Consider the following 15038-nt stretch of genomic DNA (forward strand, 5'->3'; position numbering starts at 1 on the left):
AAGCAATAAAGTTTTTGATTAGACAGATTTCTAATTAATTTTAGAATTAAAAACCACAAAAAACATACCATAATAGTACAAGTGCGAGCCAGAATGACCTACAGATAAACGGGATTGAATTGAGTATTAGTAAAGTGCTAATAACTGCCAGTAATATTGTCTGTTTACTCATTGTCTGGACGCTATCAAAGCGTAATTTCATGATGTTTCTCAAACATAAATTAGTATTTCAACAAAGTAATAACATTATTTATGCTGTTAGTTATAGGTAGTGGTATTACAGATAACATTGTAAATTAATAATCAGCACTAAATATACCGCTGCCATTTACTTGTGTAAATGTGTGTAACTGGTAATTGTCCCGTATTAGCGGTGAAAATATGGAACTGATAGTTCATATTTTTTAATTAATATATTTATTTATCAGTCATATTAGTTATCGTAATTAAAGACCAATCTCAGTTTGCCAAACTTGTTTATCTAATGGATGTGCTTGTTTAAATTGTCCCTCAAACCGCAATAGATCAAAAATGAAATGGCCAGCCAGCCCACTTGCATAGGGACTGACTGGCCGCGCCGGGAAGCGTTTTTGGATAAAATGCGGAGCAGGTTAGCTGGGTGATTGACCTCCTGTTGCCGTCGCTTTGATATTGAATACTAGGCTGTACATCACTGGCAGTACGATGAGCGTCAGCAGAGAAGCGAAGCCTAGACCGAAAATAATCGTAATCGCCATAGAACCGAAAAACGCGTCGGGGATCAGCGGTATCATCCCGAGCATAGTGGTTATCGCGGCCATCATCACTGGACGAACACGGCTGACACAGGAGTCGATTAAGGCAAAATAGGCTGGTTTACCTTCACTGAGCTCGAGGTTGATCTGATCGACCAAGACAATACCGTTTTTAATCACCATGCCCGACAAACTCAGTAATCCGAGTAGTGCCATAAAGCTGAAGGGCGCATCGAACAACAAGAGTCCCGCTGAAACCCCAATCAAGGCCAGTGGCACAGTAAACCAGATCACTAAGGGCTGACGCACTGAGTTGAACAAGAATACTGTAATCAAAAACATCGCTAGATAACCTAAGGGAATCGAGCTAAATACCGACGCTTGTGCTTCGCCTGCGGTTTCAAATTCACCGCCCCATTCCAAGCGGTAACCCGCGGGCAAGCTGATCGCTTCTACCTGGTCTTTGATTTTGCGCAGTACAGAATCGGCGGTTTCATTGCTACCAAGCTTAGGATCGGCCATCACAGCGAGCATGCGCATGCGATCGCGGCGCATCACCAGCGAATTTTCCCACTCAGTGTTGAAGCTACTGACTACTTGGGTGGCGGGCACAAAGGTATTGTGTTCGCTGCTCCAAATTTGCAGCTTCCATAGGCTGTCTGCTTGTAAACGTTCTTCGGCGGGCGCTCTGGCGACGATGGGCAGCAAGTGGCTGGTTTCTCGGTATAAACCAATTTGCTTACCGCTAAAGTTAACCAATAGGGCATTGTCGAGATCTTGCTTACTGATCCCTGTTTCGCGCGCTTGGGCATTTTCCAGTTGCGGACGGATCAACGGCACTTGATTACGCCAGTTGTGACGTATGCCATCCATGCTTGGTTCGGCGTGGAAAATGGCCTCGGCTTGGGCACCTAAAGCGCGCAGCACTTCGGGGTTATCACCGTAAAAGCGTGCCTCAATTTTGGCGGCGGGCGAAGGGCCGTTTTCCATGTTTTTTAAACGATATTGTGCCTGTGGGAAACGTTGATTTAACAAGGTTTCTAATTCTGGCATATAGGCTTTAACTGCGTCTAAATCCTGCATTTCTACAATCAACTGGGCAAAGGCGGGATAGCCTTTTTCTGGCTGATAGGGTAGTACGAAGCGCTGCGAACCTTGGCCAATAACGGTTGTTAAGTGTTTTAGCCCAACGTCTTTTTGCTCGTCCAGCGCAAGCATTAACTTCTCGATATCAGCGGTAAAACGCTCGGTCGCCTTGATGTCAGTCCCCTCTGGCATCCAGATATCCACAAAGAAAATCGGCGTGTTAGAAGCAGGAAAGAACACATTCTTGATATGACCAAAGCCCACTACAGCGCTGAAAAGCATAGCGATAACCAGCAGTACGCTCACCAGCCTAAAGCGCAGTGCCACAATTAAGCTTGTGCGATATAAGCTGAAGAACCAGCCCTTGTAGGGGTCTTGGGCTTCTTCATCGCTCGGCGCATCTTTAAATAACAGATGACAGAAAAACGGCGTGAGTGTGATGGCCGTGATCCAGCTGATAAACAGTGAAATCATCAACACTTGGAATAAAGAACGGCAGAACTCACCGGCGGCATTTTGCGATAAGCCAATGGGGGCAAAGGCAATAATGGCAATCACAGTCGCGCCCAATAACGGCCACTGGGTTTGGGACACTATCTGTTTGGCCGCTTCTAAACGGGTCTTACCGCGACGGATACCAATTAAAATGCCTTCAGTAACGACAATGGCGTTATCGACCAACATACCAAGGGCAATAATGAGTGCGCCGAGGGAGATGAGCTGTAGCTCAATCCCGAGCACTTTCATCACGATAAAAGTACCTAGAATCGTCAGCAGTAAGATCAGGCCCATCAATAGACCTGAGCGCAATCCCATAAACAGCAGAAGCACGGCGATCACTATGGCAATAGATTCCATTAGGTTGATTAAGAAGCCGTTAACTGTCTCATCTACCGCCTGACTCTGATTATAAACCGTCGCTAAATTCATGCCGATTGGGCGTTGTGATTCAAGCTCGGCTAAACGGTCACTGACCTTTTGCCCGATTTCGACTACATTCACACCGCTAGAGAAAGAAATCCCCAGCGATAACGCAGCTTCACCTTTATTGTGATAAAGCACGTTAGGGGTTTCGTCATAATCCCTTTCAATATTGGCAATGTCGCCAAGGTAAATCAGCTCAGAGCTACCTGGAGGGCTGACGATCAAACGCGCGAGATCCTGCACATTGCTAAATTCGCCCGTGGGATGAATGCGGATACGGTTATCGCCAATCACTAAGCTGCCCGCGTTAGAGACGACGTTTTGATTGTTCACTAAGCCATAGATATAGCTCTGATCTAACCCCAGTGCCGATAGCTTTTGCTGGGAGATTTCAATCACGACTTGCTCGGTGACGTTGCCAGCAACAGAAACCTTTTTCACTCCAGGTACTAGCACTAGCTCGCGGCGCAGATAGTCGGCGTAATTGCTCAACTCGCGGTTACTGTAATCAGGTCCCGAAAGGTTAAATAAAATGCCATACACATCGCCAAAGTCGTCCATCACCTGTGGCGTTGCTGTGCCCGGCGGCAAGTTTCCCGCAGCATCATTAACTTTACGACGCACTTCATCCCACACTTGCGGCAGGCTGGTTTTATCGTAACTTTCTTTAATCTCGATTTGGATTTGTGATAAACCCGCACTATTAATTGAAGTCACATGCTTAATGGCGTCGAGTTGCTGCAGGGCATCTTCGAGCGGTAATGTCACTTCTTCTTCAACTTGCTCAGGTGATGCACCGGGATAAGCCGTGATCACTAAAGCTTCTTTAATGGTAAATTCGGGGAATTCTAGTTGCCCCAAACCGGTAAAACTGACGCCACCACCCACGAGTAGTAGCAACACAAACATCCAACTGATGACTTTGTGGCGTATCGAATATTCTGCAATGTTCATCAATTACACCCCACGCTGCCAGCGTAGTGGTTTGACTTTCATGCCATCGGATAATTGAGACACTCCAGCGCTGACGATGAGATCGCCCTTGTTGACGCCCGTTAAAATCTCAACACCTTGATTACTCACGCGTCCTAGCGTCACCATCGTCGGTTTTACTTCACCCGATTGCGCTTGATAAATCCACACTTGCACTTGGCCATCTTGGTCGCGCTTATCGATAGCGGTCACTGGCACTACCGTTGACGCAAGGGCACTAGGATCTTTGACTAAGGCTAAGGTCAACTCGGCACTCATTCCTGGAAGTAACTGAATATCTTGAGGTTGAGGTAACGAAAACACCACTTCATAGGCTTGGGTACCCGGCGTGACTTGAGTCGAGTATTCTTTAAATTTGGCATCGAAACTTTGCTCGGGGAAGGCACTAAAACGCACCTTAGCTGTAAAGTGAGCTTGATCGGTATATTGCTTCAAACCTGCCGCCATCGACTCGGGAACTTGAATGCTAATATCAAGCAAGTTATTGTTTTGTAATGTTAATACCCCTTGGTTTGCTTGCACTATTTGGTGGTTATCCACTAAACGTTTGGCGACTGTACCGCTAAAAGGTGCCGTTAAACGGGTGTAACTCAGTTGATCGCGTGCAGCGGCTAAGGCGGCGGTGGCCGATTTGAGCTGCGCTTGAGTGCTATCAAACTCAGATTGTGAAATCAGCTTGCGATTGAGTAGCTCAACTTTACGTTTAAAGTCAGCGGCTAACAGTTCATGCTCCGCCTCGCGGGTCATTAAATTATTGTGGGCGTCCCTGTCATCAAGTTTTGCGAGCAAGCTACCTTGAGTGACTCTTTGCCCTTCAACTAATGCCAATTCTGTTAATTGTCCTGAAATGCGGAACGATAATTCTGCGCGACTATTGGCGGCAACGCGGGCTGGAAATGTTCTGAAATCTCCGTCTTCTACATTGAGTACTTCAAACAGTTTAACCGGACGAATTGTTGCCACTTGCACTGAACTTTCCGCAGGCGAACAACCACTGATCAGGGCTGGAAGCAGCATTGTCAGCGGCAAGAGTCGATATGATTTCATGGTGGAGATTTCCTAGTTAACAAATTGTCAGCATTTCTGGGCGCGAAGATACCAGCTAAATTAGTTGCAATAAACGGGATACTTTGGGATTATCAGTCCCACATAATGAGATTGAACTTAAGGTCAAAATGAAGACAGAGGACTTAGCGTTATTCCACCGAATTGCTGAAACCGGTAGTTTGATTGAAGCGGCGGATTTACTTAACTTACCTAAATCGACTGTGAGTCGACGTTTGCAAGCCTTGGAAGATGAGCTGAACATTAAATTGTTCCACCGTCAGAGCCGCTCTATGACGCTCACTTCTGCGGGCAGCCATTTTTACCAGCGTTCGCAGAATATTTTGGCTCAGCTCGACGAAACCCTCTTCGAAATGACCAATGACGATGCTGAGATCAGCGGGCATTTGCGCATTCAAATGTTCCCTATCCACAGCATGAAAATCTTGATGCAAGCCATTTTCCGCTTTATGGATATGCACCCTAAACTCACCTTAGAAGTCATCAGCAGTTCAGAATCCGTTGATATGGTGAAACATAATCTCGATGTGGCTTTTGTGGTTGAGCCTGCGTTGGATACCTTAGATTTAGTGGTGCGGCCAATTTTTACCACTGACTTACGTTTTTACGCCAGTCCGCAATATTTAGCGGCACACGGTACACCTAAAACACCGAAAGAGATTGAAGCGCATAATGTGTCTATGTTCCGTTTATCCAACGGCAAAATCTTTAATGAGTTATTTATCGGTTCAGAACAAGAGGTGAGAGTTAGAGGCAATTTCTGCTCGAACAGTATTGAAGTGGCGGTAGAGTTTGGATTGCAAGGACGCGGTATCGTGTATGCACCTTCTGAAGTCGTTGCCGAATATGTGGAAACTGGTGAGTTAGTGACCTTATTACCTGAAATCCAACCCCACCAAGGCGAGTGCTTCTTAGCTTATCCATCAAGACGTTACGTAAGTTTAGCCAGTCGGCGCTTTATCGACTATATCATGCAAGAGTTAGTGCCAAACGGCGTGCCGACTAATATGAGTGAGCAAGGCCCACGTCGATCCTGCAAAGCCTCTACGGGAGCGTTTTCAGACGACGTGTTGCGCTTTCCCGTTAAAAAATCAAGCTAGTTTACCCCTCGCTAATGGCGTTTGCGGTCGTGATCTTTGTGGGCTCACAGATCCGCTGCGCCAGCCAGTAACAGGCAATTCCCATCAAAATATTGGTCACAGGTAGCGCGAGCAGCAGGCCTTTAACGTCGCCTATATACGATCCCAAGGCCGCTAGCGGCAGCATGAGCAGCACTAAGCGGCACAGATTGATGACTAATGAACTCATAGGCCTGTGGTAGGCATTGAGCGAGGTCGCGACAATAATCACTATACCCAAAGGTCCGTAGGCGCAGGGCAGCACTAAGATATAAAAACTTAGCCATTCGATAACCTGCGGATCGGTACTGAATAAATGCGCGATAGGCTCGGCTAAAAAGATCAGGGGGATATAGAGTAAGGTTTGGAAAATAAAGATAAATTTGATCGATAACAGCAGGGCTTCTTTCGCCCTTTGTGGCTGTCCTGCCCCTAAGTTTTGCGCAATAAAGGGCATTAAACTCGACGATAGCGCCATCACTACGATTAATAGTACTGACTCTAATCGAGTACCGGCACCAAAGGCTGCCACGGCGCTGTGATCGATATGCGCCAACATGGCCATAATAATGGCATTGGCTAGTGGATTGATTAAATTCATCAAGGCGGCGGGTTGTGCGATATGGGCTAATTTGCTCCAGTTCGCGCGCATTCTGTCTATGTCAAAGGCGGCCCATTCGAGCATTTTACGCCTGACAATCAACAAATATCCCGACAAAGATAAGGCAATCAACCAAGCGAACAGGGTTGCAATTGCGGCGCCTTGGATTTCTAAACGTGGAAATGGCCCAATACCAAAAATCAATAACGGATCGAGGATAAGATTGATAATTGCCGCCAGCGCCATGATCATCGCCGGCGAGCGGGTGTCGCCAGTGGAACGTAAGCCTTGATTGCCTACCATCAACAATACCAGCAGCGGTGCGCTGACATACCAGTAAATCATATAGTCGTGGATCAGCGGCAAGCTGTCATCGTTTGCCCCGAGTAAGCGAAACAGTGGCGTAATAAAAATACTACCCAGTGCGGCTAAACTGGCGATCAAGACAAAGGTGAGCAATAAGGCATCATGCAAGAACACTTTGGCCTTGTGGGCATTACCCGAACCGATAAGTCGACCTAAATTGGTCGAGACTCCAGCGCCAATACCAATGGCGATGCTCGAGATCACTAAGGTCACCGGAAAGGTAAAACTGATGGCGGCTAAGGCTTCAGTGCCCAATTGGCTGATAAAAAAAGTGTCAGCGAGGCTGAAACCTAGAATGGTCATAATGCCAATTAAGTTGGGGAGGCTCATGTTGAGCAGTACACGACCAATTGGCGCGGTGAGCAGCCCGTGTCTGTCTTTCATGGAAAAATAGTGCCTTGTTAGCGAGCGGAGGCGAGATTCTAGCAGGATTGTGCGGACTTGAAAAAACCGACATCAAAAAATTGAAGTTTTTTTTGTAAATGCCCTTGGATCTCGACACTGTCAGCCCCATATCTCAGACAGCAAAAGAGCAGACTAAGGTGTCTGTTTTTTTAATCACAAATAGGCTCGATTGTAGGGCATCAAATCATTAGGAGAGTTCATAGATGAATATTCGTCCATTACATGACCGCGTAATCGTTAAGCGTCTAGAAGTTGAATCTACATCAGCGGGTGGCATAGTACTGACCGGTAGCGCCGCTGAAAAATCAACTCGCGGTGAAATCCTTGCTGTGGGCAATGGCCGTATTTTAGAAAATGGCACAGTTAAGCCACTGGATGTCAAAGTGGGTGACGTGGTGATCTTCAACGAAGGTTACGGCGTTAAGAAAGAAAAAATCGACGGTCAAGAAGTCTTGATCCTGTCGGAAGCTGACCTGATGGCAGTAGTGGGTTAATCCTCAGCATCAATTCGACATTCCAATTAATCATTAAAAATTTAAAGGATAATCAAGATGGCAGCTAAAGAAGTTGTATTTGGTAATGACGCTCGCGTAAGAATGCTGGCTGGCGTAAACATTCTCGCAAACGCAGTAAAAGTGACCTTAGGCCCTAAAGGCCGTAACGTGGTATTAGACAAGAGCTTCGGCTCACCACTGATCACTAAAGACGGTGTTTCTGTTGCCAAAGAAATCGAGTTAGAAGACAAATTCGAAAACATGGGCGCGCAAATGGTGAAAGAAGTTGCTTCTAAAGCCAACGACGCCGCCGGTGATGGTACTACTACTGCAACTGTACTGGCTCAAGCCATTGTCGTTGAAGGCTTAAAAGCCGTTGCAGCCGGTATGAACCCAATGGATCTGAAGCGCGGTATCGACAAAGCCGTTATCGCTGCAGTTGCTGAATTAAAAGCCTTATCACAACCTTGTGCAGATTCAAAAGCGATTGCACAAGTTGCGACTATCTCTGCAAACTCTGACGAATCTATCGGCGAAATCATCGCAACTGCGATGGAAAAAGTCGGTAAAGAAGGCGTGATCACAGTTGAAGAAGGCCAAGCGTTAGAAAACGAATTGGACGTAGTAGAAGGTATGCAGTTTGACCGTGGCTACCTATCTCCATACTTCATCAACAAGCCAGAAACGGGCAGCGTTGAATTAGATCACCCATTCGTACTGTTAGTAGACAAGAAAATCTCTAACATTCGTGAACTGTTACCAATCCTTGAAGGTCTGGCAAAAACTGGTAAGCCATTGCTTATCGTTGCTGAAGACGTTGAAGGCGAAGCATTAGCAACTTTAGTTGTGAACAACATGCGCGGTATCGTGAAAGTGGCTGCGGTTAAAGCACCTGGCTTTGGCGATCGTCGTAAGGCAATGCTGCAAGACGTAGCAATCCTGACTGGCGGTACTGTTATTGCTGAAGAAATCGGCCTAGAGCTTGAAAAAGCAACCCTGGAAGATTTAGGTACAGCTAAGCGTGTTGTGATCACTAAAGACAACACCACCATCATCGATGGTAACGGCGAGCAAACACAAATTGCTGCTCGTGTAAGCCAAATCAAACAACAAGTTGAAGAATCAACGTCAGACTACGACAAAGAAAAACTGCAAGAACGTATGGCTAAACTAGCTGGCGGCGTAGCAGTGATTAAAGTTGGCGCAGCGACTGAAGTTGAAATGAAAGAGAAAAAAGCCCGTGTTGAAGATGCTCTGCATGCAACTCGCGCTGCGGTAGAAGAAGGCGTGGTTCCTGGCGGCGGCGTTGCTCTGGTTCGCGTAGCTTCTAAGATCGCTGAAGTAGAAGTATTAAACGAAGACCAAAAACACGGTGTGGTTATCGCACTGCGTGCAATGGAAGCGCCACTACGTCAAATCGCCACTAACGCGGGTGAAGAAGCGTCAGTTGTTGCTAACACAGTGAAGAACGGCAGCGGTAACTTCGGTTATAACGCCGGTAATGACACTTACGGTGACATGTTAGAAATGGGTATCCTTGACCCAACTAAAGTGACCCGTTGTGCATTGCAATTCGCTGCGTCAATCGCAGGTCTGATGATCACTACAGAAGCTATGGTTGCTGAAATTCCACAAAATGCTAGCCAAGATATGGGCGGAATGGGTGGCATGGGCGGAATGGGCGGCATGATGTAATTTTTGCTGGTCTAAAACGTTGATTACGGCGTTGCTGCTCGCTCACATACACACAACGTATGCTACGCTCACAGCGCCTTGTACTGAACGTTTTATCCTGCGCAAAAACGTCTACGGTCTTTAGCTTAATCGCTTAAACCTAAATTGTTGTAAGAGAAAAATGAAAACCCCGACTCGGGTAACTGAGTCGGGGTTTTGTTTTTTGGCGCTGCCGCGCCATAGGGCTTAATAATTTCTTTTTATATTTGTGTTGCTAATAACGTGCAGCAGCGCTGCTAAGTTCTGTATTCCCTAATTGCCTGCCGCAGGCTCTTGCACTGTTACACCAGTGACACGCCGTGGATACTTCCCTGTAGGCTCTACTAAAACATCCATGTTTTAGAAGGTCACTGGTGCAACAATGCTGTATTTGGTGCAACCATTGCACGAAGAGTTATGCCTGTCCTTTTTTAATGTGTTTAAAGCAGCTGTCTTGTGGTAGAGACGTGACTCTTTGCACACTCTTAACAACAAGAAATTTTTGTTAGCTTCGGCTGTTTTAGATCGTATTCGACTTATGTTAGATATTATCTTTTGTTCTTTTCATAAGTTCGAAAGTTGTAGTTATTGCTATTATAGTTGACGGTCACAGTTCCGAGTTTATTGGACATTTCTTTAGCTATTATGAGTTCTGCTTGGCCCAATTTATCGCTATCTTCGTTATAAACTTCACCTCTATAAATAAACAAGACAGTATCTGAAAAATCTTCAAGTTCATGACACTCTGATAGGTCACTTAAAATAGGTCGTTTACATACTCTTTTTTCTATTTCAATTGGAACTGAAGAAGTGATGATTATTGGGATATTTAATTCTCTTGCTAAATTTTTCAACTGCTTAGGAATACTAATAGTAACATTCCCCTGAATGCTATTTGATGGGTTAAGATGTTGTATTGAATCAATTACAACTAGTTTTAGCTTTTGGACTGAGTATAATTCTATGCATTTTTTACGTAGTTCTTCGACTGTAGAGAATATACTTTCATCAATATACAGTGGTGATTCAAGTAAAAGGCCAATAGAAGCAGACGTTCTCGCCCATTGGTCATCGTCTAAAGTAGCACGAGATAAAGAATAACTATCAATAGAAGATACTGAAGAAACTAGTCGCTGTGTTAATTGTTCAGCCGTCATTGTCATCGTAAAATATGCAACTGGTAGCTTGTTACTCAATGCGGCATGAGTAGCGATATTTAAGGCTAAATCACCTTTCCCCATGTTTGGCCGAGAGGCAATGGTTATTAGCTGAGAAGAGTGCAGGCCATCTATTAGCATGTCTAAGTCAGTTATTCCTGTTTCTAGACCTGAAATTAAGCACTCACTTTTGCTGTTGTTTTGATGTTCTAATTTATCAACAAAGCGCTCTAGTAGGTCATTCATACTACGTAAGCCGGTACTTTTTTTCATTCTATTTTTTAATTCTATCCTTTGATTAATAGATTTTTTTAAGCCTTTAACAACATTTAACCAAGCTTCGTCATAATTACTCCAGCTAGTAACCGCTTTCGCATCTGCTGGTAGTGCTTGAAGTTTTGCAAAAGGTGCACCTTCCCAATCCGTAGGTCTTAATATCACAGGAATTACTATAGATTTGTTTGCTTCATGATTATCAATGGCTATTGCTAGCTCTTTTCCGTAACAATATTCCGATGCTATGAAATCTGAGCTGACAAGTAATAAAATTATGTCTGCACTTCTAATATTGTTGTCAATTTCTGTTGCCCATTCTTGGCCAGCAGAAATACATCGGTCATGCCAACTAGATATAAGGCCTTTTCTGAGTAAAAGAGATAAGTGAGTTTCTAAATCATCTCTAAGTTTCTCATCTTTATGAGAGTAGCTGTAAAAAATTGATACCGAATTATTTTCCATAAATTAGTGCCTAATTGAGCAAACGTGGAACACGTGAATATAGTTCTCTGTACAATAATATGAACACGTATGATTCTGAGAAAAGATTAGACAGGCATATCTTTTTGCTCAAGTACTGTTAGAGATGGTAAAAGGATCCTATTGTAATAACAAGCAATGAAAGATAGCGGGCAGGCATATCTTTTATGATGAATGAATTTAGGTAACCAGTTACGAGAGTCGTGGAGTCTCATTATTGAGTAATTAGGCAGTTTATCTGGTAATTAACATTTAACCTGATAACTTTGGTACATTCTTTATCAGAAATTTAGCGAAGCAGGTAGTTCATATGAAAAGAGTTTTTGTGATATGCCTTATTTGCTGTTTATTTGGCAGCGCGATGAGCTGTCAGGCAGCGGGTAGTTTTTCTGAGTTACAGTCGGAAGAACTGACACAGGTATTTGACCAAGCGATAGACTCCGCCTATGGATCTCAATCTGTCCTTTTAGAGAAAGAACTTCCAGCCTTAACTACCGATATTCAGAGTTGGAACAAACGCTACACTGGCTTTGATATCAACGAGAATAATTGGGGTTGCGGTCTTATTGGAAGTAACGCTAAGGCACACCGCATTGCTTATACCTTGTATTTTCAAACTGATAGAGAAGTATGGGTTCCACTGAATGGGAAAACCATCTATCAGTCATTTTGGCAGGTTGTCCATCCCAAACAGGAAGAGTATGTGTGGACATTTGACCAAAATTCGCAATAGCCGATGCGGCACTCGGCCGCGGTAAAAGTGGGGCTGAGCAAACTACAAGTAATTTAACGAGCCATCCATTGTTAAATTTGCAGAGTGTATGCTTGTAAAAAAGGCATACAGATAACTGGAGAGTTGGTTGGATTAAGCATTGGCATGTAAGTGACCGTTGACGGCATAGCCGCTCTTTCATATCTGACCCATAGGGATATGGGAAATGTCACTATGATGTCTGGAACATCATTGACCATGTGATCGCGGCATTTGCACTTCCGTATGCAGCAGATGCCGTCGTCGAGGCCTCATGGATACTCCTTGTGAAATAAAAGGGGTAGCGTGTCACTGGAATGACAGTGCTTAATAATCAGCTTCCGCTGTTAAGCAGCAAACGAGCAGTAAAAGAATCTAACGAGCCGTCCATTGTTAAATTTGCAGAGTGTACGCTTGTAGAAAGGCATACCGATAACTGGATAGTTGGTTGGATTAAGCATTGGCATGTAAGTGACCGTTGACGGCATGGCCGCTCTTTCACATCCATGAAAATTTAATGGGCCACGCATTGTTAAATTTTAAAAAAGGGATGGTGGGTATAATTCTGTTTGCTTTGCATGACTCGCAAGCAACACCAAATATAAAAGAGATACACCTTCCCCTGCGAAATTGTCGAAATACGCAGATAAAAATGCCGTGGCGACATCATGGATTATGGCGCAGGCTCGGGGGGACAGGGATGTCCCATCTGAGCCGTTAGGCAATTTTTATTGGAGTATGAGACCAGTAACTAATGCATGTAACTTCGCTAGGGGCGTCTTGGAGAATCCAAGGAGGATAGGACGAGCAGTCCTCCTTGGTCGGGTGTGGGGTGAAGCCCCACGATCTTGATTTACTTTGGCTGTTAAGCCGCAAACGAGCTGCAAAATAGTCTGCCAACCTTTGAAAGATCGAAAGCGAGGACTGACACATTTCTTTCTGAGTTATTTACAAGAAAAATATAGGTGTCTTTGAGTATTCCAAGCTTCTATCACTTGGCCGTAGGGTTATATAAAAATGGCAGTCTTATGTGTGATAGATTGGAGACTATTCTAATGATAAATTGGTTGAATACTAATGTATTGGTAGACATTTAAGCTGAACAAAAATAGTGGGTTAAGCTCTTATTCTCAATTACAATGCACTATTTTCATTCGCTAAATGCGGCATTAAATGAGCAGGAAACCCAGTATGAATATCCCAATGATTACCGCGCTTCAGAGTGCTATTACCGAAGCGCTCGCGAGTATACCAACCTCTGAGGCGGAGCAGATCTATGCATTGTCTTTCTATATCAACAACGAATATGACGATCCCCGTCTACCTACGCTGACAGTCGGCTATAACACAGTCGATGAGTGGCATGCCTCGATTCCAAATGCTTCTAGCTCTGACGAAGCAAAATGGAACTATGCCTTCTGGCTTCAAAACGAACTCCTCGTCTTTGGGGATTCTGACTCTCAGACTGCGGATATCTTAGCTCGCTGGGTGGCCGATCTAGGTCTCGGGTACAGTGATGCGGAGGAAGATGTCGATTTTGATCGCTGCCTTGAGCTCGGTCAGGAGATAACCGAGCAATTTGTTGCCGCAGTATGCGTTGTCGCTTCTACACTCCATTCCAACTTAACCGTTAGTCGCGTTTTTGGTCGTTCAGTACCCATCATAGTTCACGAGCTCGAGTACTATAACGAGATCGCAGATCAGACAGAGGCCTGTAACCCTCCCAGACTCGCCGAAGAGTTCGTTTCTTGGGTGCGCTCAATCTAACGTTGGTTATCAGTTATAGGTGGTAAGGATATAAGGCAGATTGGTTGGCGGTTTCAATAAGTCTAATCACATAGCTTAATCACATAAGAAAAAGGATGCATCGATGAACGATGAGCAATACGAGAAGGGGCTTGAGGTGCGTCGTGCTGTGATGGGCGATAGTTATGTGGATAAGGCGCTCAATAGTGCGACGGATTTTACGCAACCGCTGCAAGATTTAGTTACGGCCAATTGCTGGGGTGAGGTTTGGGTACGTGATGCCATCTCAAGGCAAACGCGCAGTTTGATTACCATAGCGACGCTGGCGGCATTAAAGGCGCCGACTGAGTTAAAGGGCCATGTGCGGGGCGCGCTAAACAATGGCTGCTCGGTTGAAGAGATCCAAGAAGTCTTACTGCATTGCACCGTTTACTGCGGTATGCCTGCGGGGATTGAGGCTTTTCGAGCGGCGAAAGAGGCGATTGAGGAGTGGCAGGCGCAACACAGTTAGCTCACTTGGTATTGATCATTTTGAGCGTCAATGGCTTTGAGGTTTAGTTGCTGTGAGATTTAGTTACTTTGAGGTTTAGTGGTTTTAACATTCGCTAGGGGAGCTGAGTTACGCGGATTCCCCTAGCGTATGATGGCTACAAACTTGAACAGTCTGCGCTTATTTTTGTAGCTGGGCTTTTGCGGCTTCTACTTTTGAGAAATCCAAACCGAGTTCAAGCACGGCTTCTTTGATCAAGGCCGGTTTCTGCATCACTAGTCCCAGCAGTTGTTGTAATTTTTCGGCTGGGATGCCTAATTGACCGAGCGTGCCCATCGCCATTAATGGATTTTCGGTTAATGTTTGAAACAGTTCTTGGATTTTAGCGTCACTGACGTTGTGTTCTTTTAAGATGGCAATAATGGGATTCATTGCATTACCTTGTTGATATGAAAGTTAAACAGGTGCCGATTTTATCACAGTTCTGCCAGAGTGGTTGCCTCACACATGCGTACCCGTTGGATGTTGCCACGCTTTGCCTATGCCATTAAGCGCATTAGATTTTATTCCCAATAAGCTTTACTCTGGTGACGTATTCCCCAAAATCTGCCGATAAAACCTGAGCGACTGTCGTGCATC

Annotated in this window: 11 protein-coding genes; 6 read left to right on the top strand and 5 right to left on the bottom strand. The window is 44.9% G+C overall.

What is annotated here, in order from left to right:
* Positions 1-611 precede the first annotated feature (611 nt).
* Entirely contained in the window at positions 612-3698 is a 3087-nt protein-coding gene (locus AAA952_RS09990; RefSeq protein WP_338256608.1) for an efflux RND transporter permease subunit, read from the bottom strand.
* Positions 3699-3701: 3 nt separating this feature from the next.
* Positions 3702-4784, bottom strand: coding sequence for an efflux RND transporter periplasmic adaptor subunit (locus tag AAA952_RS09995; protein WP_105251364.1), 1083 nt, complete (start codon positions 4782-4784; stop codon positions 3702-3704).
* Positions 4785-4912: 128 nt separating this feature from the next.
* On the opposite strand from AAA952_RS09995, the gene AAA952_RS10000 reads away from it, so the two are divergent.
* Complete coding sequence (locus AAA952_RS10000) at positions 4913-5902, top strand: LysR family transcriptional regulator (RefSeq protein ID WP_006086115.1); 990 nt, start codon at positions 4913-4915, stop codon at positions 5900-5902.
* Position 5903: 1 nt separating this feature from the next.
* Here AAA952_RS10000 and AAA952_RS10005 read toward each other — a convergent pair whose 3' ends face one another.
* A complete protein-coding gene (locus AAA952_RS10005) occupies positions 5904-7271 on the bottom strand; it encodes an MATE family efflux transporter (protein WP_338256610.1) in 1368 nt (455 codons plus the stop codon).
* 224 nt (positions 7272-7495) lie between these two features.
* On the opposite strand from AAA952_RS10005, the gene AAA952_RS10010 reads away from it, so the two are divergent.
* Both AAA952_RS10010 and groL read left to right on the top strand, forming a co-directional pair.
* Positions 7496-7786: a co-chaperone GroES gene (locus AAA952_RS10010; RefSeq protein ID WP_006086113.1), complete on the top strand. Its 291-nt coding sequence runs from the start codon at positions 7496-7498 to the stop codon at positions 7784-7786.
* Between the two features lie 57 nt (positions 7787-7843).
* Complete coding sequence (gene groL, locus AAA952_RS10015; RefSeq protein WP_011847850.1) at positions 7844-9481, top strand: chaperonin GroEL; 1638 nt, start codon at positions 7844-7846, stop codon at positions 9479-9481.
* Positions 9482-10047: 566 nt separating this feature from the next.
* On the opposite strand, the gene AAA952_RS10020 is transcribed toward groL, so the two are convergent.
* The gene (locus tag AAA952_RS10020) at positions 10048-11394 is read right to left on the bottom strand and encodes a DnaB-like helicase C-terminal domain-containing protein (protein WP_338256619.1); all 1347 of its coding nucleotides are present in this window, start codon (positions 11392-11394) and stop codon (positions 10048-10050) included.
* Positions 11395-11773: 379 nt separating this feature from the next.
* Here AAA952_RS10020 and AAA952_RS10025 point away from each other — a divergent pair, with 379 nt between their 5' ends.
* The 3 genes from AAA952_RS10025 (at position 11774) to AAA952_RS10035 (ending at position 14420) form a co-directional block, all read left to right on the top strand.
* Positions 11774-12145 (top strand): hypothetical protein, encoded by a 372-nt coding sequence (locus AAA952_RS10025; RefSeq protein WP_338256622.1) that lies wholly within the window; start codon positions 11774-11776, stop codon positions 12143-12145.
* A 1209-nt stretch (positions 12146-13354) separates the two neighbouring features.
* Positions 13355-13930 (top strand): hypothetical protein, encoded by a 576-nt coding sequence (locus AAA952_RS10030; RefSeq protein ID WP_263164462.1) that lies wholly within the window; start codon positions 13355-13357, stop codon positions 13928-13930.
* 103 nt (positions 13931-14033) lie between these two features.
* Positions 14034-14420, top strand: a complete 387-nt coding sequence (locus tag AAA952_RS10035; RefSeq protein WP_131524148.1) for a carboxymuconolactone decarboxylase family protein — start codon at positions 14034-14036, stop codon at positions 14418-14420.
* A 159-nt stretch (positions 14421-14579) separates the two neighbouring features.
* On the opposite strand, the gene AAA952_RS10040 is transcribed toward AAA952_RS10035, so the two are convergent.
* Positions 14580-14831 carry a DUF2999 family protein gene (locus tag AAA952_RS10040; protein WP_006083102.1) on the bottom strand — a complete coding sequence of 84 codons (252 nt, stop codon included), beginning with the start codon at positions 14829-14831 and terminating at the stop codon, positions 14580-14582.
* Between the last annotated feature and the right edge of the window lie 207 nt (positions 14832-15038).

The sequence above is a fragment of the Shewanella sp. M-Br genome, assembly GCF_036245925.1.
GTDB classification, from domain to species: domain Bacteria; phylum Pseudomonadota; class Gammaproteobacteria; order Enterobacterales; family Shewanellaceae; genus Shewanella; species Shewanella oncorhynchi.